Consider the following 22853-nt stretch of genomic DNA (forward strand, 5'->3'; position numbering starts at 1 on the left):
GGGCGTTGCCTGAGGAAAATATTAGCGTTTCAGGATAGCGGCAGTGGCATTGCCGCCGAGGCCGTTGGTTTGGGCGAGGCCGACCTTGGCGTTGGGGACCTGATGGCTGCCGGCCTGACCGCGGAGCTGCAGGGTGAGTTCGGCGATCTGCCAGACGCCCATGGCGGTGGTGGCCTCGCCGAAGGAGACGAAGCCGCCGGAGGGGTTGATGGGCATCTTGCCGGTGGGGGCGTACTCGCCGGCTTCGAGCAGGCGCTCGGCCTCGCCGGGGGCGCACAGGCCCCACTCCTCGGGATAGGCCAGCTCGTAGTAGCAGCAGTTGTCCTGGAGTTCGGTGAAGCTCACGTCCTTGGGACCGATGCCGGACTGCTCGAAAGCCCGCATCACTGCGGCCTTGGATTCGGTATGGAAGCTCGGGCCGCTGGGGGACGGGCCGGACAGGCCCCGGGGCAGCGCGTCGGAGAAGTCCACCGTCGCCACAGTGGAGGTGGCCACCGTGATCGGTTTGGCCGAGAACTGGCGGGCCTTGGCCTGGGAGCAGATCACCACCGCGGCGGCGCCGTTGGACACCGGGCAGATCTCGAACAGGCGCAGGGGATTGCTCACGTAGGGGGAGGCCAGCACCTCGGCCAGGGACACTTCCTTCTGGAAGCGGGCGAAGGGATTGCCCACCGAATTCTTGCGGGCCTTGACCACGATCTTGGCGTACTGCTCTTCCGTGGTGCCGTAGTCGAACATGCGGCGCCGGGCCAGGGTGGCCCAGAAGGACGGGCCGGGCATGCCGATGCAGCGCTGGCGCAGGAACTCGGGGTCCGTGGCTTCTTCCACGCCGGAGGTCTGGATCATGCCCTTGGGCATCACTTCGCCGCCCATCACCAGCACCATGTCGTAGACACCGCCGGCCACCAGGGCGTAACCCACGTTGAAGGCGTTGCCCCCGGCGGCACAGCCGGCGGACATGTTATAGACCGGAATCCCGGTGGAACCCATTTCCTCGACGATGTCGTTTCCGTTCAGGCCCCAACCCTTGCCCCCGGAGAAACGGGAACTGGCGGCGGCCACGGCCTGGATCTGGTTCCAGGACACTCCGGCATCCTTCAAGGCCATTTCCACGGCAGCGCGGCACAGCTCGGTGACGGACTTGGTGCCGACGATATCGTCCCCGGTCTTGCCGAAGCGATGGATACCTACGCCCAGAACAGCAACTTCTTGCATTTGAATTCTCCTTGTCACCTTACGGTTAACGTGAAATAGCAGCTTTCCCGCCGCGCCACATTTCCCACGATGGGGGAAAGCGGCACGCGCCGGAGGCGCAAACGGCACCCTCTTCCCACGACAGTTCCCCGTGATATCCGAGCGTAGCGAGCCGACTCGACCCCCCCGGAGGGGGGCGAAGGGGGGCGAGTGTTTTCTTTAAACCAGTTTGAACTTCCAGGAGGTGAACGCCTTGTCGTCCTCGTGGTAGAGGGTATCGATCACCAACTCCACCTGGGCGCCCACCTGCACCTTCTCCGCGGGATCCACCATCTGGCCCACCAGGCGCAGACCGCAGTCCAGATCCACCACGCCGATGGCGTAGGACTTGAAGGGCTTGTCGAACTTGTGGGGCGGCGGCGGCGGGAAGTCCGCCACCGAGTAGCTCCAGATCACGCCCTGACCACCGAAGGTCGTGTCTTCCATCTTCGATTCGGCACAACGGGGATTGTGGCAGGCCGCCGCCTTGGGGAAGTAAGGCGTGTTGCAGCTGGTGCAGCGGTTGCCAAAAATCTTGGCGCCGCCCTCTTCGGTAAACAGCCCCGGTACGGCGGGTACGCGTTGTTCGCTCATGCTTTTTCCTCCTCGTTAAGCTTTGATAGCCTTGATCAGTTCGGGCAACACATCCAGGCAGTCCGCCACGATGCCGTAACGGGCGTAGCGGTAGATGGAGGCGTCCTTGTCCTTGTTGATGGCGACGATGGTCTTGGCGGCGGAACAGCCGGCCATGTGCTGGCTGGCGCCGGAAATGCCCGCCGCCAGATACAGGCCCGGGCGGGTGATCTTGCCGGTCAGGCCCACCTGGCGGGAGGAGTCGATCCAGCCCTCGTCCACGATGGCACGGGAGCCGCCCACATGCCGCCCAGGGCTTCGGCCAGGGCTTCACCAGGGCATCGTAGTTGGCGGCACTGGCCAGGCCACGTCCGCCGGAGACGATGATCTCGGCATCTTCCAGACGGGGTCCCTCGGCCCGGGGGGCGGAGGTGACCTTGAAGCGTTCTTCCACCGCCGACAGATCCACGGCGATGTCGCGCCGGGCCGGCGTCGTGGCGGTCGCAGCGGCTTCCGCCACCAGGGAGGTGGTGACCACGGAGATCACCTTTACCGGCGCGGCCAGTTGATAGACCACATGGGTGTCGCCACCGAAGGCGGTGGCGGTCACGGACAGGGTGTTGCCGGCCTGGGCCAGGGCGAAGGTGTTCATCACCACCGGCACATTCAGCCGGCCGGCCAGGCGCGGGGCGATCAGGCGGGCCGGGGCGCTCTGGTTGAAGAGCACGGTGGTGGGTTTGATCTGCTCGCAATACTGGGCCAGGGAGGCCACCAGGGCATCCGGGCCGAAACCGGCGAGCTTGGCGTCGCTGATCACATCCAGGCTGGCCACGCCGTACTGGCCGGCGATCTGGGCCGCGTCGTTGGCGGCGGGGCCGATCACCACCCAGTTCAGGGCCGCGCCATTGGCGGCGGCGAACTGCCGGGCCAGGGTGAGGGCTTCTTCCGTGCCACCCTCGAGGGTGTTACCCCAGGTACATAGAACCACTGTCATAGTGCGGATTCCTTGCAAAAATTACCCGATCCCAGAGTCTAATGGACTCCCCTGGCGCCCTTGCTATCCCCGCGCTTCCAATTCGGCCTTTGACATTTCATTTGCGGACAGGCTCTGTCTCCATCGGCCAGGAGCGACGCCTCTCTCCACGGCGATCCGGCCCTGCCGGCACCTTCCTTGCCGTAGCCCCCTCAGCATCCCCTTCACAGGCCATCGGCCAGATTGAGGACCGTAGGAGAATGCCTTTAGATTTGTATCATATCTGGACATTCCAGGGAGCATCGCGGTATATTTCACCGCCTCTGCCCTTCACCTCTCCTCGCCCCCGGTTGCCATGTCCGATCACCTGAAGTCCCCCAGCCGGCTCAGTTTCTACCTGGACTGCATGCGCAGCCGGGGCTTTACGGCCGAGCAGGTGCTGGCCGGCACGGGCCTGGACCTCAACCGGCTTCAGGACCCGTCCCGGCGCATCCTGCCCGCCCAGTTCCGCCGCACCATCCAGAACATGCTGGACCTGACCGGGGACCCCTATCTGGGCATCGCCGTGGGGGCGGAGTTCAAGATCAGCAACCTGGGCATCCTGGGCTATGCCGCCCTCAGTTCCGCCACCCTGAAGCAGTCCAGCGAGGTCTTCAACAAGTACGGCGCCTTGAACGACATGATCGTCCATGCCGTGGGCCATATCCAGGGCGGACGCTGGTTCTTCGAGGTGCGGGATTCCTATCTGCTGGGGGACCTGATGCGCTTCGCGGTGGAGGAGTTCATCAGCCGCACCATGGAGCTCTCTTCCAGCCTGACCAATCGGCCCTTCCCGGTACTGGAGTTGCACGTCACCTATCCGGCGCCGGCCGACCTGACGCCCTATATGCGGCGCTTCAATTGCCCCCTGTATTTCAGCCAGCCGAAGAACATCGTGGTCTTCGACATCAACCGGCTCCAGGACCCCATCAGCCTCGCCAACGAGGAGGTCTTCAAGCTCTGCGAGCGTCAGTGCCAACTGCTGGTGTCCCAAAAGGAAGACCGGGACCTGCTCTCCAACCGGATCCGCAACTACCTGGTCAAGAACCCCGGCAAGTTCCCCTCCCTCGAGGACATGGCCGAGCGCCTCAACATGGGCTCCCGCACCCTCCGCCGATGGCTCGTCCGCGAAAACGTCACCTACCAACAGATCCTCGACGACACCCGCCGCGAACTCGCCATCCAGTACCTCCAGTACACCTCCCTCACCCCCAAGGAAATCGGCTTCATCCTCGGCTACTCCTCCGTCTCCAACTTCCGTAGAGCATTCAAATCATGGACCAGCAAAAAACTCACCGACTTCAGAGACAACGACAACACAGAAAATGTGGAGGATGAGGTCGAGGAGGAATGACGGGTGGCGGAACCAGGAGCATTGAATCCCAATGCTCCTGACACCTTTGACACCTTATTTTCCATGCCAAACCGATGGGCTGAAACATTTCCCGCCATGACAATCCTTCGCTTTATCGGGCCTGTTGCAAGACCTTCCAGACCCGATGGGGCGAGGCCGGGGTTTCACGGATATCGACCCCCAGGGGCGCAAGGGCGTCATTGATAGCGCACATCAGGGCGGCCGGTGTGGTATGAATGGCCCCCTCGCCGCAACCCTTCGCGCCCAGAGGCGAAAAGGGAGAAGGGGTGACCACCATGCTTTTCTCAGCCATAGGCACCTCGTGGATGGTAGGCATCAGGTAATCCACAAAGGTGGTGACCAGGGGCTGGCCCTGGTCGTCATAAACATATTCCTCGAACAGCGCCGCCCCCACCCCCTGGGCCAGGCTACCCTGGATCTGGCCTTCCACCGAGGCGGGGTTGATTCGGGTGCCACAATCATCCACCAGGAAATACTTGAGAATCTCGGTGCGCCCCGTGGCCCGATCCACTTCAACCTGTACCACGTGAGTGGCATTGGCGGCCGTCAGATAGCTTTTGCAACGCCCTTGATCATCGGGTGCTGTGCGACCCGGGCCGGTCCACACGAAGGTGGCCTCGGGACAGGGCTCCACGCCCGGGGGCAGGAGGTCGCTGCGGGACAGCATGGTGCCAGCGACTTCCGCGAGACTCATGCCGATGGCCGGATTGGCCTTCAGTTGCAGTCGACCATCCATGAGTTCCACCTGGTCCGACGTGGTGTGCATCAGATGAGCCACCACTTGACAGAAAGTGGCCCGGAGTTTCTCGCAGGCCCCCAGGATAGCGCCAGTCACAGCAGTACCCAAGCGGCTGCCCCCTTGGCCGAAGTGGGGCATAGCCACGTCGGTAGAGGCTGTTGCAATCTTGACGGCGTTCATTTCCACGCCCAGATAGTCGGCCACCACCTGGGCCGCCACAGTGAACTGGCCCTGGCCCTGGAGATTGAAGCCCACGGCCACGGTGACGTTGCCGAGTACATCCACAGCGACCTTGACACCCTCGGGCACACCTACACCCGGCACCCCCACAGTGGCATAGGCATTCCAGTCGAAAACGCCGGGCTCCACGGTGCTGACGACCCCGATGCCCATCAGGCGTCCTTCAGCCCGGGCCTTGACCTGTTCGGTCCTCAAGGCCTGGTAGTCGGCCATGGTCAGCACCTTATCCAGTACGGCTTCGTAGTCGCCACTGTCGTATTCGTTGCCGCTGGGGATGGTGTAGGGAAACTGATCCTTGCGAATATAGTTCTGGCGCCGCAGTTCGGCCGGATCCTTGCCCAGCTTGCGCGCTGTCATATCCACCAGGGATTCAAGTACGAAAAAATGGGGAGGAGGTCCGTAGCCCCGGTAAGGATAGGTGGGTGCTCGGTTGGTGGCCACCAAGGTCAGGTCGTAGGCAGCCGCCTCGATCCGGTAGGGACCGGTGAAGGCCGCCAGAGGCTTGGCCGCTGAAATGGTGCCGTAGCCCTCGGCGCCGGCCCCCTGATCATCCACCAGACGGACCTTGAAGCCGGTAATGGTGCCGTCAGCCTTTACCGCCAGGTCTGCCTCGTAGTAGCGGTCCCAGGACTGGCCGCCACCGGCCAGCAGATACTCCATGCGGTCTTCGATGTATTTCACCGGCCGGCCATCGGCCTTGCGAGACAGCAGCGCGGCGATGTCGGTGCCTCGGGGCCCCCCCTTGCCACCGAAGCCGCCACCCTGGGCATGGGTGATGATCTTGACCTTGTTGGCCGGCAGGTTCAAGGATGCGCCCCGGCCCAGGGACATGAAGCGCGGGGTCTGATAGGAGCCACGACAGGTCAGGCTATGGTCCGTCAGGTCCCATTGGCAGATGCAGCCGAAGGTTTCGGTGGGATTGGCCCCCACCCGATTCCAGCGGAAGGTGTTGCTGATCACATGGTCCGCTTCGGCGAAAACCTTGTCCACCTCGCCCCAGTTGTAGGTACGGCTCTGGATCACGTTGGTGCCCCGCTCCTCGAAGAGCACGGGGGCGCCGGGGGCCATGGCCTCGGTGGGGTTCACCACCGGTGGCAGCAGTTCGTATTCCACCTGGATCAGTTCCAGGGCGTCCTCCGCCAGGTAGCGGCTGTCGGCGGCCACGGCCGCCACCGGCTCGCCCACGAAGCGGACCTTGTCCACCGCCATGCAGTAGGCCCCCCAACCTTCCGGGGCCGTGAACACCGGGTTGCACCAGCGCTTGACATCCTCGCCGGTCAGCACTGCATGAACCCCGGGCATTGCCAGGGCGGCACTGGCATCGACGCTGACGATGCGGGCATGGGGATGGGTGCTGCGCAGAATGGCGCAGTGGAGCATGCCCGGCAGGGACAGGTTGTCGATGAACTCGACGGTGCCCGTCACCAGGCCCGGGTCTTCAATTCGATTGACCTCCTTGCCCACAAAACGGGGCGCTGTCGTCGGCAGGTGTTCAGGGAGTTTTGGAATCTCGATCGTCATGATTTTTTTCCGCTTCCATTTATCTGGTGCTAAGGGGAGGTTCAAGCGACCTGAGCGTCGCGCATTTTAGAAGCGGCGAGTTTGACGGAGGCCATGATGGACTGGTAGCCGGTGCAACGGCAGAGGTTGCCGCCGAGGGCTTCCTTGATGTCGTGCTCGGAGGGGTCTGGGTTGTTACGGAGGAGTTCGAGGGTGGTCATGATGAACCCTGGGGTGCAGAAGCCGCACTGAAGGCCGTGAGCCTCGACGAAGGCCTGCTGGATAGGATGGAGGCTGCCGGTCTGGCGGTTGCGCAGGCCCTCGATGGTGGTGATCTCTGCGCCATCGGCCTGAACTGCCAGGGTCAGGCAGGAACGAGCCGAACGGCCGTTGATCAGCACGGTGCATACCCCGCAGATGCCATGCTCACAGCCCACATGGGTGCCGCCCAAGGCCAGTTCATGGCGCAGGAAATCCACCAGGGTCAGGCGGGGTTCCACGTCCCGCTCGTAGCGAGTGCCATTGACCGTGACGCTCACGGTTTGCTTTGTCGTCATCAGGAATTCCTCTTGAGTGTCGTGTGCGCTACTTACCCCAGCCGGCCGGCGGCTTCCGCCAGACAGCGCTCCAGCAGAGTCTTGACCAGTTGCCGGCGGTAGCTCGCCGAAGCGTGGATGCAGGTCATGGGTTCGACCAGTTCCGCGGCGCCGAGGGCAGCGGCGTTCGTAAAATTTGTCGCGTTCAGGGCCTGGCCCACCAAAGCCGCCTCGGCCTGGGGCAGGCGCACCGCCGTGGCATTCACCCCGAAGGCGGCGATCCGCGCTGCCGTACAGATCCCGCCACTGGCTTGCAGGGTCAGGGCCACCCCGGCCAGGGCCAGATCGCCGTTCCGGCGGGCCATCTCCTGAATCGCCCAGCCCGTCCCCGGCGCCATCACCGGCATCCGTACCTCGGTGAGAATCTCGTTTGTCTCCAGACTGGTGGTCATGTAAGTCACGAAGAACTCTTCCGCCGGAATGCTCCGCTCGCCCCCCGGACCCACGGCCTTGAATTCCATGTCCAGCACCAGGGCCACAGCCGGATACTCGGAGGCCGGATCGGCATGGGCAAAGGACCCGCCCACGGACCCCCGGTTGCGGATCTGCCGATGACCCACCAGTTCCGTGGCGGCATGGAACAGGGGCTGCTTCTGCTGCACCAGGGGCGACTCCGCCGCCAGTTGCTTGGGCTCCATGGCGCCGATGACGATGGTGCCAGCGTCTTCCCGGATGCCGGTGAGTCCGGCCACCTGACGCAGATCGATCAGCACCTCGGGGCGGGCAACGCGCAGGGCCAGCATGGGCATCAGGCTCTGACCACCGGCCAGCACCTTGGCGTCGATGCCATCATCTTCGTACTGCTGGAGGAGGCGCACCGCCTCGGCCAGGGTGGCCGGAGCATGGTAGTCAAAAGGGGCCGGCTTCATCGTGGTTTCCCGAAATCAAAGGTCGAACAGGGCAAGGGGCACCGGGATTCCCCGGGGATCATGGGGACACCGCGGCTCATGGCCACAAAACACCCCCAGCCGATCAATGGGAGCGTAGTCTAATGCCATCGGTGCCCCCGGCCAATCGCCGTCGATTTCACAGGACGAATCGGATCAGGACTATCCAGGTTCATTTCAGGACAGCGCCCTGCCAGAGCGCCCTTCCGGGGCAGGGAGGGGCTTCATTTTTGTGGCCGGAGCCGCTAGATTGTCGGCCTGATCCGGGTGGGGAGATTCGTCTTCCGCGCCCTCGCATCCATCGAACCCGTAAGAGGAGTTTTTCATGAGCGGTCCGCTGCATACCCAACTGTGCGAGAAACTGGGCATCGAGTATCCCGTCGTCGCCTTCACCCACTGCAAGGACGTGGCGGTAGCGGTGATCAACGCCGGCGGCTTCGCCGTCCTGGGCGAGGCCCTGCACACCCCCGACCAGATCGCCGCCGACATCAAGTGGATTCGCGAACGCATCGGCGGCAAGCCCTTCGGCATCGATCTGGTACTGCCGTCCTCCGTGGCCGAGGAACAGAGCGTCGACGAACTGCTGGCCATGATCCCCCAGGGCCATCGGGATTTCGAGCAGATGATCAAGCGGAAGTACAACGTGCCCGATCCCAAGATCGCTCCCGATATCCACCACTGGGGCGGCCTCGACCAGAAGCGCGCCCTGGCCCAACTGGATGTGGTGTTCGACGAGCGGGTGCCGGTGTTCGCCTCCGGGCTGGGTTCCCCCGCCTTCCTGTTGAAGCGCGCTCACGATCTGGGCATGCAGGTCTGGGGTCTGGTGGGCAAGCCCCGCCAGGCCAAGAAGCAGATCGAGGCCGGCACCGACGTGATCATCGCCCAAGGCTATGACGCGGCCGGCCATACCGGCAACATCGGCACCTTCTCCATCGTGCCCCAGGTGGTGGACCAGGCCCGCGGCACCGGCGTGCCCGTGATCGCCGCCGGCGGCGTGACCACCGGCCGCCATCTGGCCGCCGCCCTGGCCCTGGGTGCCGACGGCGTGTGGACCGGCTCCCTGTGGCTGGCCTCCCGCGAATCCGACGTCAATCTGCCCCTCAAGGAGCGTCTGATCGAGGCCGAGACCGACGACACGGTTCTCTCAACTGCATCTCCGGCTACACCATGCGCACGACCCGCTCTCCCTGGCACGACGAATGGCTCAGCGATGCAGCTCCCGAGCCCCTGAAGCCGCCCCTGCAGATGATCCTGTCCTCCAACTACATCCAGGGCTCCCTGGACTACCAGCGCAAGGACCTGATGACCGAAGCCGCCGGCCAGGGCATCCACTACGTGAAGGAAATGAAGCCCGCGCGTCAGATCCTGTCCGACATCGTCGAGGAAGCCCTCGATGTCTTCGACCGCTTCGCCGACGCCTGAGGCCCCCTCGGGCGATGACCTGCCGTTCCGGAGTGGGTTCACGCCGGAATTGCAGGGCCAGCGGGCCGAGTGCGACGGCGGGCGCCCTATCGAGGGCACCAAGTATGCCGGTCGGCAGGAGTTCACCGGTACCCTGACCGGGGCCTACCGGGACTTCGGTCCCTATCCCTGGCGCTGGTACCTGCTGGCCCAACTGACCCGCAAGCCTCCAGGTTTCGCCTATGAGGCGGTCTGGTGCGATGCGGACAGCCTGACCCTGATCGACGAGAATGGCCGTCCCCTGGATGTGACCCTCGATTAACGCTCATGGAAGCCGATTTCTCGCCCCTGTCCATGAAATACGCGAAAGGCAGGAAGGCCCACCCCCTCCCGGCCTCCCCCTCTCTGGGGGAGGTGACGATGCCGGCTCGCTGCGCTCGTAAATTTGACTTGCCGTTTCAATTCGCTGTTTCAAGTTAACCCCGCCGAACCAGATTTATCCCGGAGATTCTCCCTATGCGTATCGTGGTGTGTGTGAAGGAAGTGCTGGACCCCAACGCGGTCAATAACTACGTGCTGGCCGGCAACCTCAAGTTCGCCGCCGACGGCAAGACCCCAGAGGCCGCCGCGGTGCCGCGCCTGATCAACGGCTTCGACGAGCAGGCCATGGAGGCCGCTCTGCGCCTGAAGGACGCCGGCGCCGAATGCTCCATCGTCGCCGTCTCCATCGGGCAGGACCTGAAGGATCTTCTCAAGCATTGCGCCGCTCTCGGCGCCGACGAGATCGTCGCCATCGACCCCGGCAGCACCGCACTCGACGGCCAGGTCATCGCCAACCTGATCAGCGCCTATGTGAAATCCTCCGGCGGCGCCGATCTGATCCTCTGCGGCCGTCAGGCCTCCGACGACGATCAGGGCGTGGTGCCCATCCTCATCGCCGAGCAGCTGGGCATGGCCGTGGCGCCCCTGGCCCGGGCCGTCGAACTCAACGGCAGCACCCTCAAGGTCACCCGCGCCACCCCCGATGGCGACGAGGTGGTGGAAGGCCAGACCCCTGCGGTGATCACCGTCAGCAACGAGCTGGGCACCCCCCGCTTCCCCTCCGCCAAGGCCAAGATGGCCGCCCGCAAGATGGCCCCCACCGAACTCGCCGCCAGTTCGCTGCTCCCCGCCGACAAGCTCCAGCCCCTCGTGGTCCTCACCAAACAGTTCGTCCCCGAGGTCCAGGGCAATTGCGAGTTCATCTCCGGCAGCTCCCCCGCCGACATCGCTCAGCAACTCCTCACCAAGCTCCGCAGCGAAAAAATCATCTGAGCTGAACTCCTCTCCATAAATACAAAGCCGGCCTCCCTTTCAGGGCGCCGGCTTTTTTAATGGGGAAACTGCCTGAGGAGGATCAGCCACGGCCCCTTGCCGGACAGATGAAAATAACTTGCATTTAGGAATTACTCTCATTTAAGATGAGAACAGTTCCTAAGTGAGTGCAGCTTGTCATGAATACTGTTCCTGCTTCTATCGCCCCATCACCTCGCCCTTTCTCCGGGTTCGGATTCGCCTTGGTGGTGCTGATTCATGGAGTGGTGCTTAGCCTGCTGATGCAGTCCCGATCGATTGCCATGCCGGTACGCGAAGAATTGCTGACCATGAATGTGCTGGCGCCGATGATAACGGCTCCTCCCGCCCCAGCGCAGTCCAGGATGACCCCATCCCTGCAGACCACTCCGGACCTATCCCAAACCATGGTGGCTGATGCCACCATCACCCTTCAGGCCACGCCCCAGGCCGCGACTCCTCAGTCTGCGCCAGCGCCTGTCCCTGCTCTGACCCAGCCACGCTTCGACGCCGATTACCTGGACAATCCCGCCCCACCCTACCCGCCCATGGCGCGCCGCCTGGGGGAACAGGGCCGGGTGATCCTGCGGGTTCATGTATTGCCCAACGGCCAGGCCAGTGAAATTCATATCCAGACTTCCAGCAACTCCTCGCGCCTGGACCAGTCTGCCCGAGACACTGTCAGCCGCTGGCGTTTTCTGCCGGCGCAACGCGGGGAGGAAGCCATTGCCGCCTGGGTTCTGGTGCCCATCGCTTTCAGTCTGAACGTCTGAGTTTTCCCATCCCGAACCTTCTCCATGCAGGGGCTCATGGCCCTGGCAGGGGGCCTATTTCCATCAAAAAAGGAGCCACACCATGCACCACCCCGCCAATTTACACCTGCGTCCCCTGGTCGCTTTGACCCTGCTCGCCCTGGCCCCCCTGTCCCATGCAGACACCACCCTGCGCGAAGTCAACGTCCAGGGATCGGCGGAGCGTGCTGACGGCCCGGTCACAGGCTACCGGGCGACCCGTTCCGCCACTTTCACCAAGACCGACACATCCCTCAAGGAAATACCAGCGTCCGTCAGTGTAATACCCGAAGCCTTGATCAAGGATCTGGCCATGTCCGGCATGGCCGATGTCTTGCGTTATGTGCCTGGCACCCATGGCGCCCAGGGCGAAGGCAACCGGGATCAAGTGATGCTGCGGGGTATCAACACCACGGCCGACTTTTTCGTGGATGGCATCCGGGACGACATGCAGATCTTTCGTGATCTTTACAACCTGGAGCGGGTCGAGGTCCTGAAGGGGCCCGGCGGCATGGCTTTCGGCCGGGGCGGCGCCGGCGGCGTGATCAACCGCGTAACCAAGAAGCCGGTGTTCGACTCCGTCGGCGGGGTCAGCGTCAGCCTCGACAGCGAAAGCCGTCTGCGGGGCAGCGTCGATGTCGGCAACCGGCTGAATGACAGCGCCGCCTGGCGTCTTAACGCCATGACGGAAGATGGCAAGAGCTTCCGCGATGGGGTCGAACTGAACCGATATGCTGTCAATCCGACGGTCACCTTCCTGCTCTCCCCCATGACCTCCCTGACCCTGGGCTATGAATATGCCCATGACAAGCGCACCGCCGACCGGGGAATTCCCTCCTTCAACGACCGGCCCTTTGGAACCGACCGGAGCAGCTTCTTCGGCAATGCCGATCAGAGCGAATCCCGCTCCACGGTCAACAGTCTGTCAGCAGTCCTGGATCATGACTTTGGCAACGGCACCCAGCTCAAGAACAGCTTCCGCGCCACCGACTACGACAAGTTCTACCAGAACGTCTATGCCAACGGTGCCGTAACCGGTGGCGGACTGGTGCGCATCGAAGCCTACAACAACGCAGACAAGCGCCTCAACGTCTTCAACCAGACCGACCTGGTGAGTAAATTCAGCCTCGGCGGTTTCGAGCACACCATGCTGGTAGGCCTCGAACTGGGCCAGCAGACCAGCACCAGCGTGCGCCAGACCGGCTTCTTCGGCAATGCCACCTTCCTCAATGTCTCCGCCAATTCGCCCTCAGCTACCGCCACAGCCTTCCGTGCGAGCGGTTCCAATGCTAACAACCGGGTCAAGGCCGACACAGTCGCCGCCTATGTACAGGACCAGATCACCCTCACTCCCGAGTGGAAGCTGCTCGCCGGCCTGCGCCACGACCATTTCGAGACCCGCTTCGACGACCGTCGCACGCTAGCCTCCCCCACCGATCTCACTCGCACCGATAACGCCTGGAGCCCTCGTCTGGGCCTGACCTGGTCCCCCACTTCGACCACCACTTGGTATGCCAGCTACAGTTCGTCCTTTCTGCCCTCCGGCGAGCAATTGAGCCTCGCCAGCAATACCGCCGATCTGAAGCCTGAAACCGCCAAGAATTATGAAACAGGTATCCATTGGGATATTCGACCCAAGCTCACTCTGTCCGCCGCCCTGTTCCGCACCGACCGGGATGACGTCAAGGCCACCGATCCCAACAACAATACCCGCCTGATCCGGAGCGGCCAGCAACGCACAGATGGAATGGAACTGGGGTTGCAGGGAGAAGTAATCCCCGGCTGGGATATCTATGCTGGTTATGCCCATCTGGATGCCCGCATCACCAAGGCAACCACCGTTCCTGCCGGGCGCAAGATCGGTCTGGTGCCCGAAGACAGCCTTTCCCTGTGGAACAAGCTTGCCCTGGGCGGTGGCTGGGGTGCCGGCCTGGGCGTGATCTACCAGTCCGAGGCCTACACCTCAACCAACAACCGGGTGAAGCTTCCGGCCTTTACCCGGGTCGATGGTGCCCTGTATTACCAGTTTGCCGACGGCAAGACCAAGCTGGCCCTCAACCTGGAGAATCTGTTCGACAGGAAGTACTACCCTACGGCCCACAACGACAACAACATCAGTGTCGGCGCGTCCCGCAATGCCCGGCTGACCTTGAGCACCACGTTCTGAGGCCACATCTCCCTGCGTCAGGTCTTCTGTTGCAAGACCTGACGCAGGGCCTCACTCAACGCACGGATGGGTAGAGTCACGCAGCCATGGCGGCTGGGATGGGCCGCCACCGGCGCAAAGACCTGGAGTTCTTGCCACTGGTCCGGCGAAACTCCCACCCTCCCCGTCAGCAGCCCCTCCAGGGCCGCTGACACCTGCCCGATTTCCTCGGCATTACAGCCCGATGCCCGCAAACCAAGCATGGAGGCAGATGCCCGGCACAACAGGCAGCCCTTGGTCTCGTGGGACAGCGCTACGATGCGGCCATCGGCACAGCGCAGATGCAGGTCGATGCGGTCGCCGCAGAGGGGGTTGTCCAGACGCAGGCTGACATCGGCTGCCTCCAGCCGGCCCGCCCCATGGGCGGCCTGGGCCAGAACCTTCAGGGCTTCCTGATAGAGGGCGGCACTCATCGCAACAACCCGATCGCCGCCGCTAGCCCGGTCAACAGGGCATCGATATCGGACTCGTCGTTATAGAAGGTAATGCTGGCCCGGCTTGCGCCCTCCACACCAAGAAACTCCAGCAGGGGACGGGCGCAATGATGGCCGCCCCGCAAAGCCACGCCCCGGTCTCCCAGCACCTGGCAGAGATCGTGGGGATGGATGCCCTCGATGGCGAAGGAGAGCACCGGCAGACGTTGCTCCATGTTCACCGGCCCCAGCAGGCGCAGGCCGTCGATGGCAGCCAGGCCCTGGAGCAGACGCACCGCCAGGGCTCGCTCATGGCGATGGATATCCTCCCAGGGCAAACCCTGCATCCAGTTCACGGCGGCCCCCAGACCAACAGCTTGGGCGATGGGCGGGGTGCCAGCCTCGAAGCGTCGTGGGGGATCGAGAAACACTGGCTCCTGCAGATTCACCTGGGCCACCATGCCGCCCCCGGTCATGAAGGGCGGCATGGCCGCCAACAGTTCGGCCCGTCCCCAGAGCACGCCGATACCGCCGGGTGCAAAGCACTTGTGGCCGGAGCAGGCATAGAAATCCACGCCCAGTGCCTGTACGTCCACCGGACCATGCTGCACCCGCTGGGCGCCATCCAGCAGCACCCTGGCGCCCACGCGCCGGGCCGCCGCGACGATGGCCGCCACATCGGTGATGGCGCCGGTGACATTGGAGGCATGGGTCACGGCGATCAGCCGGCAACGCTCGCTGACGCAGTCCGGCAGTGCCGCCAGATCAAGCCTGCCCTCTGCCGTCACTGGCAGCAGGCGCAGATTGATTCCATAACGGGCTTTCAGTTGCTGCCAGGGCAGGAAGTTGCTGTGATGCTCCGCCAGGGAAATCAGCACTTCATCCCCGGGCTTCATCAGCGCACCCAAGGAAGCTGCCGCCAGATTCAGGGCCGCCGTGGCACCGGAGGTGAACACCACTTCCTCAGCGCTAGCGGCGTTGAGGAAGACCGCCACCTGCTGCCGGGCTCCCTCGTAGGCGGCGCTGGCGGCCTCCGCCAGGGCATAGCTGCCCCGCTGCACATTGGCCCGGGATGTGGTCTCGTGGCGGACCAGGGCATCCAGGGCGGACTGATGGATCTGGCTGGTGGCGGCATTGTCCAGATAATGCAGTCCGCTGGCACTCGCCAGGAGGGGAAACTCACTACGCATCTTGCGGTGATCAAAGTTCATGGTTCTCTTGTCTCGGCCAGGGCCTGGGGGGTGTCTACGTCGGCAAAGATGGCGTCGGTGTCGAAGCGGACAGCCCGCACGCTATCGGCATGGCGCTCCAGCAACAATCGGGCGCCCACATCGCCCTGGAGTTGGGACATCTCGTCGAAATAGGCCCGGGGCCAGAGCAAAGGATTGCCCCGTCGGCCCTCCCGCTCCGGCACCAGGATAGCCGGCCGGGCCGGATCGAAGGTGGCGATCAAGCGATCCAGATGGGCGGCGCTGATCCAGGGCATGTCGGCCAGCACTACCAGCACCGCCTCGGTGTCGCGAGGCAAGGCTTGCAGGCCGGCGCGCAACGAACTGGCCATGCCTTCGGCGTAGTCCGGATTGAACACCCGCGATACCGGACAGCCCGCGAGAGCCGTCTCCACTTGCTCCGCCTGATGGCCGGTGACCACCATTACCTGGGCGCAGCGGGAACCCAGGGCCGCTTCCACCACCCTGCGCACCATGGGCTGACCCGCCACCGGACACAGCAGCTTGTTCCGCTCCCCCATCCGACTGGAACGGCCCGCCGCCAATACCAGGGCAGCGATACGAGGTCCGGCCGCCGCCGCTGGTGCAGGCGGCCCGTCGGAATCGGATTCCACCTCGTCCGCCGCAAAGGGACTGCGGATCAGCCCCCCCACGCCCATGTCCATGATGTCCTGACTGCCCAGGGGCAGGCCGGCCAGTATCCGCTGCAACACCCAGTCCAGGCCATTGCGGCGGCGGGAGCGGGCGCAGCCGGGCAGGTTCACCACCGGCACCGCGCCCACCCGCCCCAGCAGCAGCATGTTGCCCGGCTCCACCGGCATGCCGAAATGCTCGATGCGGCCCCCGGCGGCCTCGATAGCGGCCGGCACCACGTCGCCCCGGTCCTTGGTCACCGTTGCGCCGGAAATCAGCACCAGTTCGCAACCAGCCTTCAAGGCATGACCGATGGCCTCCGTCAGAGCATCCTGGGTATGAGCACAACGCAACTCCATATCCAGGGTGCTGCCCAGGCCTGCCAGCCGGCCGGCTGTCACCGTCACGGTGCGATCCAGCAAGCGCTCCGGCGTTGCATCGCCCCGGCTCAGGATCAGGGCCACCCGATGGGGCATTAAGGCGGCCAGCCCGAGGGGCGGCCGGCCATCGATGATGCAGCGCCACGCAGCCAGCAGATGCGCGGATATGGCGAAGGGAATGACCTTGACGGTAGCCACCACCTGACCCGGTCTGACCAGGGCATGGGGAACCAGGGTGCCCACAGTAATGGCCTCGTCCAGCCGATTCAGGGCGTCGATGCGCTCCCGGTCCACCACCAGCACTCCCGCCGCCTGGGCGTGGAGATTGCAGCGTCCGGTGTAGGCCTCCCTGGGGGCCAGCGAATCGCCGGCCAGCATTCCGGCGACGGCAGCGGCAGCGGCATCCTCGTCCAGTTCATCGGCGCCCAGACGGGCCCCCGTCACCCGCCTTATCCCGGCCGCCGCCAGGGCGGCGATGTCGGCGGCGCTCAATACCCGGCCCTTGCGCAGGGAGAGCCCGGGCCGCTTCAGCGTATGGGCGAGACGCAGGCCCTCGGCCTGCTCCAGAGCGAAGTCGCCGAAGATCATGCCGGCTCGCCCCGGTAGCGGCAGCGGATGATCTGGGCCAGCACTGACACCGCGATTTCCGCCGGCGCCCGCCCACCCAGGTCCAGCCCCACCGGGGCATGAATGCGGGCAAGCTGCTCGCCCAGCCCCTCGTCGGTCAGCCGTGCCACCCGCTTGGCATGGGTGCGGGTGCTGCCCAGGGCGCCGATATAGAAGGCCGGGCTGTTCAAGGCCGCGATCAGGGCCGGATCGTCCAGCTTGGGATCGTGGCTCAGGGTGACCACCGCCGTGCGGGCATCGGGCGCCAGTCGAGCCAGGGCCTCGTCGGGCCATTCATCACTCAAGTACACCCCGGGGAAACGCTCCGGGCTGGCGAAGGCCCGCCGGGGATCGATCACCGTCACCTCGTAGCCTGCCAGGCGGGCCATGGGCGCCAGGGACTGAGCGATATGCACCGCCCCGACGATCAACAGCCGGGGCGCCCCCAGATAGACCCGCACGAAAAGATTCTCGTCAGCCTCCAGCAAACCGCTCTGCTCCCCCTGAAGCCGGGCGCTCACCGCCGCCAGCAGCCTATCGTCCAGGACCAGATCGCCTTTCGCGATGCCCGCCTCCACCAGGCACTGGCAGCCGTCGCTCAAGCGGGTCACCAGGGCCACCGGCCGATTGTCCATCCGGGCTGCCAGCAAAGCATCGAGCAGCGAACCAGCCAGTCCCTGTACCAGCACCTGGACCCGGCCGCCACAGGCCAGCCCCACCTCCCAGGCCTGCTCGTCGCTGACACCGAACTCCAGCAAACGGCTGCGGCCGTCGGCCATCAGGGCCTTTGCCTCGCCAATCACCGCCCCCTCGATACAGCCCCCCGACACCGAACCGACGAAGCCCCCCCCGACCTCCACCGCCAGATGGCTGCCCACCGGCCGGGGCGAGGAGCCCCAGGTACGCACCACCGTGGCCAGGGCGGTACCCTGCCCCGCCTGCTGCCAGGCGCGCAACTGCCGGAGTATGTCGTCGTGATCGCTGGCCATGAAGGAATTGGCAATTGCCGCTGAATGTGGTCGGAAGCATTCCGAAGGGACAGGATTTTCCCAAATTCCCGGAGGCCGAAGCAAAAAAGATGAAAAACCTCTACCGGCGCCCAAAACCCGACCAGATTGGGGGCGGTGCGCACGGATCGATCAGGCCGTTCCGGGCACCGTCACCAGATGGCGCAATTTGGCATCTTCGTACCATATATGTCCCACCAGCCACTTCTTGAGGAAATTCAGGACATCGAACTGGGCAGTCAGGGGATTGATGTGGAGTTCGTCATAGAGCTCCTTGAGTTTCTCTCGGAAGCCATGATGTTGCAGCTTCTGGTTGTCCAATGCCGGATAACCGTAGTGCTCCATCATGCGTTCCTCGGCCTGGAAATGTACCTGAGCATACTGATCAAGGGTCTTCAGTACTCGGACCACTTCCTTCGCCCCAAGCTTCTGCACCACGCTGTCGAAGAGATCATTGGTCAGATCGAAAAGATAGTGATGATGGGCGTCGATGGTATCGATACCGATACTGAGGGAATCGTCCCAGATCACCCAACCCCTCTCTCGGGAGGGAAGCTCAGGTAGGGTAAGCACCTGGTTCGGATTGATGATGTCGTCCCGGTAGAGTTCGCGGATGCGCAGGATTTGCGGCAGGGCCTGATCGAAGGCGTCGACCACGACGGGATCGAATTTTTTGCCGGCCTGGCCATGAATCCACTGAATGGCTTCATTCACCGGCCATGCCTCCTTGTAGGGCCGGTGGGAAGTCAACGCATCAAAGACATCGGCGATGGCGCAGATGCGCGCGAATACGGGAATCTCCTCACCCTTGAGCCCCTTGGGATAGCCGCTGCCATCCCAGCTTTCATGGTGCGAGACAGCGATCTCCCGTGCGGCCTCGATCAGGGCGTCACTGCCCCGGAGGATGCGCTCCCCGATCTCGGTATGGGTCATCATCACGGAGAATTCCTCATCCGTCAGGCGGCTGGGTTTGAGGAGGATGGCATCGGCAATACCAATCTTGCCCACATCGTGCATGGGCGCCGCAATGGAAAGCCTTTCCCGCTGGGACTCAGACAATCCCAGTGCCTTGGCAATGGCACCCGCATAGTTTGTCATGCGCATCACATGGAGCCCGGTTTCGTTGTCCCGGTATTCCGAGGCGGCGCCGAGGCGCCGGATGGCATCGGTGCGGGCATCCTCCAACTCGATTTCCCGGACCCGCAGGGTCTCCATCACTACGCAGCGGTTGACCAGACCGGACAGGGCGATACCCAGATCTGTCATGAATTCCACTTCGAAGACATCGGGCTGCCAATCCTGTTCCATTCCCAGCAAGGCGATGCCGATAAGCTTGTCGTCTCCGGGCAGGGGCAGAGCGAAGTAGCGCTCATTTCCCGTCATCACGGTATGAGCCTGAGACTGGGGTTCCAGGGGCAGCGATTCCAAGGAACTGCCCTCGACCCAGGGCGGAGGAACACCATGCTGGGCCACTTGTACGAATCGCCCCCGGGGGTTCAGGAGCAGGATCACGGCACGAGGCAGAACCCGGATTGCCGGCAAGCCTTTAAAAACCTCCAGCAGCCGCACAAGCAGACCATCCAGATCACTGTCGGTACCGCCTGCCAGGGTCAGTTCGAACACCAGTTTGCTGATTGCCAGAACTTCCTGATCCTTGTCCACAACACCTTCCCCCTGATTACTGCACAGTCTCTGCGCTGAAGCGTCCGAACATTAAAGGTATTGGAGAAAAAGTAAATTGACCTATGCCAATTCCACCTCCCCTGGTCCGTGACGCAGGAGTGATGGACGACGGTGGTGCCCCCTTGCATCTCCCCGGCCTCGAATACTACTGGTGCAGCCCGGCCTGATTGATGTGGCAACGAAGAAGCCTACAGGGAAAGGGTTTCAGTCCCCGCGGAGGTGGCGCTTTTCCAGGGTGCAATCGCGGCTTGCCACCACCTTGCCTTCGGAATCGACAGTTTCCAGCCTGACGGTAAAGCCCCACAGTGCGGCAACGTGCCTAAGCACGGCATCGGCGGAATCGCCCAGGGGGCGGCGCTCATATTCCAGGTGCCGTAGCGTCAGGGTGCGATCACCGCGAAAATTCACGTCCCAAACCTGGATGTTGGGCTCCCGTGCGCCCAGGTTGTACTGTTCGGAAAGTAGTTCTCGCAGGCGACGATAGCCGGGTTCGTCATGAATCGCCTCTACACGCAGGTTCTCCATGCTGTCGTCGTCGAGCACGGCGAAGAAATGAAAGTCGCGCATCAGCCGGGGCGACAGGTACTGGGCAACGAAGCTCTCATCCTTGAAATTGCGCATGGCGAAATCCAGGGTCTCTTGCCAATCTGAACCGGCGATATCCGGGAACCACTGGCGATCCTCCTCGGTAGGAGCCTCGCAGATGCGACGCAGGTCTCGCCACATGGCGAAGCCCAGGGCATAGGGATTGATGCCCGAATAGTGGGGGCTGTTGTAGGGGGGCTGGGCGACGACATTGGTGTGGGACTGAAGAAACTCGAACATGAAGCCGTCGGACAGGCGCCCTTCATCGTAGAGGGTATTGATCAGGGTGTAGTGCCAAAAACAGGCCCAGCCCTCGTTCATCACCTGGGTCTGGCGCTGGGGGTAGAAATACTGGGCCACCTTGCGCACGATACGCACGATTTCCCGCTGCCAGGGTTCCAGCAGCGGTGCGTGCTTCTCGATGAAGTAGAGCAGGTTTTCCTCCGGCTCCTCGGGGAAACGACGCTCGACCGCTTCGGCCTCTCGTGCCAGGCGCGGCGGCAACGTACGCCAAAGATCGTTGACCTGCTGCTGTAGATATTCCTCCCGGTCTTTCTGACGCAATCTTTCCTTTTCCATGGAAAGCTTGGGCGGATGCTTGTAGCGATCAACGCCCACGTTCATCAGCGCATGGCAGGCGTCGAGCAGTTGCTCGACCTCGGCCACGCCATGACGCTCCTCGCATTCTGCTATGTAGCCCCGGGCGAAAATCAGATAGTCGATGATGGCGTCGGCCGAGGTCCAGGTCTTGAACAGGTAGTTGCCCTTGAAAAAGGAGTTGTGGCCATAGGCGGCATGGGCGATCACCAGGGCCTGCATGGTCAGGGTGTTCTCCTCCATCAGATAGGCAATGCAGGGGTTGGAATTGATGACGATCTCGTAGGCGAGCCCCATCTGGCCGCGTCGGTAGGTCTTCTCGGTGGCGAGGAAATGCTTGCCGAAGGACCAGTGGTGATAGAGCACCGGCATGCCGATCGAGGCATAGGCGTCCATCATCTGCTCGGCGGTGATGATCTCGATCTGATGCGGATAGGTATCGAGTCCATAGGCAGCGGCGACGCGACGAATCTCGGCATCATAGTGAGCCAGGGCCTCGAAGTTCCATTCCGATCCCTGGGGCAGCATCTTGGAGTGGCGTTTGCGTCGGTTCATACCAGTTTCTTCTTGAACAGGGCGCGGAATACCGGATAGATGTCGGGCAGGCTCTCGATGCGCTGCATGGCAAAGCGTGCCTTGTGGCTGTCGACGATCCGCTCGTATTCGCGCCAGAGGTTCTGGGGCTGGCCTCGAGTGATCTCGATATAGGCGTAGTACTGGCAGAGCGGCAGCAGACGGCTGTCGAGGATGTCTCGGCAATGGGGGGAGTCGGCCTCCCAGTTGTCACCATCGGATGCCTGGGCCACATAGATGTTCCAGGCGCTGCTGGCATAGCGCTCGGCGATGATCTTCACCGTCAGGTCGAGGGCGCTCGACACCACAGTGCCTCCGGACTCCCGCGACTGGAAGAACTCGTCCTCCTCCACCTCCGCCGCCTGGGTGTGGTGGCGCACGAAAACAACCTCGATATGGTCGTAGGTGCGGGTAAGGAACAGGTAAAGCAGCATGAAGAAGCGCTTGGCGATCTGCTTCTTTTCCTCGTCCATGGAGCCGGAGACATCCATCAGGCAGAACATCACCGCTTGGGTCGATGGCTGCGGGATACGCACGCGATTGTTGTAGCGCAGATCGAAGGCATCGATGAAGGGGATGGCCTCGATCCTGGTACGCAGCCTGGCGATCTCGCGGCGGATTTCGCGCACATCGGGGTCGAGTTCGGTTCGCGTGGCCAGCAGTTCCTCCAGGCGCTTCTCCAGTTCGGCGATGCGGCGGCGCAGGGGCGAGGCAAAGGCGATGCGCCGCCCTGCCGCACCCCGCAGGGAGCGGCGAATGCTGATGTTAGCCGGCACGCCGGTCTGGGTGTAGCCGGCCCGCGCACGCTTGTACTCCTCGATGCGGGCGAGCTGGGTCTTGACCAGATTGGGCAGGGCCAGTTCGTCGAAGAAAATGTCGAGAAACTCCTCCCGGGAGAGGGTGAATACGAAGTCGTCCAGACTTTCCCCATCAGGACTGCCCTGGCTGCCGCCGCCCCCACCACCCTGGGGCCGCTCGATCTCGTCGCCGGTGAGAAAGCGGTCATTACCGGCATTGACCTGACGCCAGACGCCAGCGTGGCCTTGGCGAAACTGGGGCTCGGAAATATCCCGAGCGGGGATGCTGATCTTCTCGCCGCTGTCGATGTCGCGAACGCCGCGTCGAGCAATGGCCTCCTGCACAGCTTCCCGAATCTGCCCCTTGAAGCGGCGCAGGAAGCGCTGGCGGTTAACGGCACTCTTGTTCTTGGCATCGAAACGCCGGTCGACGATGCGCACCATGCGTACGGCTTGCGCCATATC

General features: G+C 63.4%; 21 protein-coding genes and 1 pseudogene. 8 read left to right on the plus strand and 14 right to left on the minus strand.

What is annotated here, in order from left to right:
- Positions 1-21: 21 nt before the first annotated feature.
- The 3 genes from DENOEST_RS09980 to DENOEST_RS19910 all read right to left on the minus strand — a co-directional run bounded on the left by DENOEST_RS09980 (position 22) and on the right by DENOEST_RS19910 (position 2109).
- Positions 22-1215, minus strand: a complete 1194-nt coding sequence (locus DENOEST_RS09980; protein WP_145772368.1) for a thiolase C-terminal domain-containing protein — start codon at positions 1213-1215, stop codon at positions 22-24.
- Between the two features lie 198 nt (positions 1216-1413).
- Positions 1414-1827 carry a Zn-ribbon domain-containing OB-fold protein gene (locus DENOEST_RS09985; RefSeq protein ID WP_145772369.1) on the minus strand — a complete coding sequence of 138 codons (414 nt, stop codon included), beginning with the start codon at positions 1825-1827 and terminating at the stop codon, positions 1414-1416.
- Positions 1828-1842: 15 nt separating this feature from the next.
- Complete coding sequence (locus DENOEST_RS19910; RefSeq protein WP_197970579.1) at positions 1843-2109, minus strand: electron transfer flavoprotein subunit alpha/FixB family protein; 267 nt, start codon at positions 2107-2109, stop codon at positions 1843-1845.
- Between the two features lie 134 nt (positions 2110-2243).
- On the opposite strand from DENOEST_RS19910, the gene DENOEST_RS20515 reads away from it, so the two are divergent.
- Positions 2244-2375 carry a hypothetical protein gene (locus tag DENOEST_RS20515; protein WP_269475905.1) on the plus strand — a complete coding sequence of 44 codons (132 nt, stop codon included), beginning with the start codon at positions 2244-2246 and terminating at the stop codon, positions 2373-2375.
- Here the strand turns inward: DENOEST_RS20515 and DENOEST_RS20655 are convergent.
- Positions 2345-2800 (minus strand): annotated as a pseudogene (locus DENOEST_RS20655) (hypothetical protein); the annotation flags it as partial. The gene DENOEST_RS20515 and the pseudogene DENOEST_RS20655 sit on opposite strands and share 31 nt — an antisense overlap.
- Positions 2801-3134: 334 nt before the next feature.
- Between DENOEST_RS20655 and DENOEST_RS10000 the strand changes: the two are divergent.
- Positions 3135-4172 (plus strand): AraC family transcriptional regulator, encoded by a 1038-nt coding sequence (locus tag DENOEST_RS10000; protein WP_145772399.1) that lies wholly within the window; start codon positions 3135-3137, stop codon positions 4170-4172.
- Between the two features lie 112 nt (positions 4173-4284).
- Here DENOEST_RS10000 and DENOEST_RS10005 read toward each other — a convergent pair whose 3' ends face one another.
- From DENOEST_RS10005 to DENOEST_RS10015, 3 genes are read right to left on the minus strand one after another with little or no spacing between them, the layout of a single operon-like run.
- The gene (locus DENOEST_RS10005) at positions 4285-6693 is read right to left on the minus strand and encodes a xanthine dehydrogenase family protein molybdopterin-binding subunit (RefSeq protein WP_145772400.1); all 2409 of its coding nucleotides are present in this window, start codon (positions 6691-6693) and stop codon (positions 4285-4287) included.
- Positions 6694-6734: 41 nt separating this feature from the next.
- Complete coding sequence (locus tag DENOEST_RS10010) at positions 6735-7229, minus strand: (2Fe-2S)-binding protein (RefSeq protein ID WP_145772401.1); 495 nt, start codon at positions 7227-7229, stop codon at positions 6735-6737.
- Between the two features lie 32 nt (positions 7230-7261).
- Positions 7262-8137 carry an FAD binding domain-containing protein gene (locus DENOEST_RS10015; protein ID WP_145772376.1) on the minus strand — a complete coding sequence of 292 codons (876 nt, stop codon included), beginning with the start codon at positions 8135-8137 and terminating at the stop codon, positions 7262-7264.
- A gap of 343 nt (positions 8138-8480) precedes the next feature.
- On the opposite strand from DENOEST_RS10015, the gene DENOEST_RS10020 reads away from it, so the two are divergent.
- The 6 genes from DENOEST_RS10020 (at position 8481) to DENOEST_RS10045 (ending at position 13846) form a co-directional block, all read left to right on the plus strand.
- Complete coding sequence (locus tag DENOEST_RS10020; protein ID WP_183148231.1) at positions 8481-9386, plus strand: nitronate monooxygenase; 906 nt, start codon at positions 8481-8483, stop codon at positions 9384-9386.
- Entirely contained in the window at positions 9323-9577 is a 255-nt protein-coding gene (locus DENOEST_RS10025; protein WP_183148232.1) for a hypothetical protein, read from the plus strand. The genes DENOEST_RS10020 and DENOEST_RS10025 overlap by 64 nt, the downstream gene beginning before the upstream one ends.
- Positions 9549-9878: a hypothetical protein gene (locus DENOEST_RS10030; RefSeq protein WP_183148228.1), complete on the plus strand. Its 330-nt coding sequence runs from the start codon at positions 9549-9551 to the stop codon at positions 9876-9878. Before DENOEST_RS10025 ends, DENOEST_RS10030 begins: the two co-directional genes overlap by 29 nt.
- A 194-nt stretch (positions 9879-10072) precedes the next feature.
- The gene (locus DENOEST_RS10035; RefSeq protein WP_183148233.1) at positions 10073-10870 is read left to right on the plus strand and encodes an electron transfer flavoprotein subunit beta/FixA family protein; all 798 of its coding nucleotides are present in this window, start codon (positions 10073-10075) and stop codon (positions 10868-10870) included.
- Between the two features lie 179 nt (positions 10871-11049).
- Positions 11050-11661, plus strand: coding sequence for an energy transducer TonB (locus tag DENOEST_RS10040; RefSeq protein WP_145770839.1), 612 nt, complete (start codon positions 11050-11052; stop codon positions 11659-11661).
- 82 nt (positions 11662-11743) lie between these two features.
- Entirely contained in the window at positions 11744-13846 is a 2103-nt protein-coding gene (locus DENOEST_RS10045) for a TonB-dependent receptor (RefSeq protein WP_145770840.1), read from the plus strand.
- A 17-nt stretch (positions 13847-13863) separates the two neighbouring features.
- Here DENOEST_RS10045 and DENOEST_RS10050 read toward each other — a convergent pair whose 3' ends face one another.
- From DENOEST_RS10050 to DENOEST_RS10080, 7 genes are all read right to left on the minus strand, one after another.
- Positions 13864-14298 (minus strand): iron-sulfur cluster assembly scaffold protein, encoded by a 435-nt coding sequence (locus DENOEST_RS10050; RefSeq protein ID WP_145770841.1) that lies wholly within the window; start codon positions 14296-14298, stop codon positions 13864-13866.
- Entirely contained in the window at positions 14295-15509 is a 1215-nt protein-coding gene (locus DENOEST_RS10055; RefSeq protein ID WP_145770842.1) for an aminotransferase class V-fold PLP-dependent enzyme, read from the minus strand. The genes DENOEST_RS10050 and DENOEST_RS10055 overlap by 4 nt, the downstream gene beginning before the upstream one ends.
- Complete coding sequence (locus DENOEST_RS10060; RefSeq protein WP_145770843.1) at positions 15506-17128, minus strand: NTP transferase domain-containing protein; 1623 nt, start codon at positions 17126-17128, stop codon at positions 15506-15508. Before DENOEST_RS10060 ends, DENOEST_RS10055 begins: the two co-directional genes overlap by 4 nt.
- Complete coding sequence (locus DENOEST_RS10065) at positions 17125-18135, minus strand: XdhC family protein (RefSeq protein ID WP_145770844.1); 1011 nt, start codon at positions 18133-18135, stop codon at positions 17125-17127. The genes DENOEST_RS10060 and DENOEST_RS10065 overlap by 4 nt, the downstream gene beginning before the upstream one ends.
- A 150-nt stretch (positions 18136-18285) precedes the next feature.
- Positions 18286-19815 (minus strand): bacteriohemerythrin, encoded by a 1530-nt coding sequence (locus DENOEST_RS10070; RefSeq protein ID WP_145770845.1) that lies wholly within the window; start codon positions 19813-19815, stop codon positions 18286-18288.
- Positions 19816-20040: 225 nt separating this feature from the next.
- Complete coding sequence (locus DENOEST_RS10075) at positions 20041-21573, minus strand: SpoVR family protein (RefSeq protein WP_145770846.1); 1533 nt, start codon at positions 21571-21573, stop codon at positions 20041-20043.
- A complete protein-coding gene (locus tag DENOEST_RS10080) occupies positions 21570-22850 on the minus strand; it encodes a YeaH/YhbH family protein (RefSeq protein ID WP_232096488.1) in 1281 nt (426 codons plus the stop codon). The genes DENOEST_RS10075 and DENOEST_RS10080 overlap by 4 nt, the downstream gene beginning before the upstream one ends.
- Positions 22851-22853: the final 3 nt, after the last annotated feature.

This window comes from Denitratisoma oestradiolicum (assembly GCF_902813185.1).
GTDB classification, from domain to species: domain Bacteria; phylum Pseudomonadota; class Gammaproteobacteria; order Burkholderiales; family Rhodocyclaceae; genus Denitratisoma; species Denitratisoma oestradiolicum.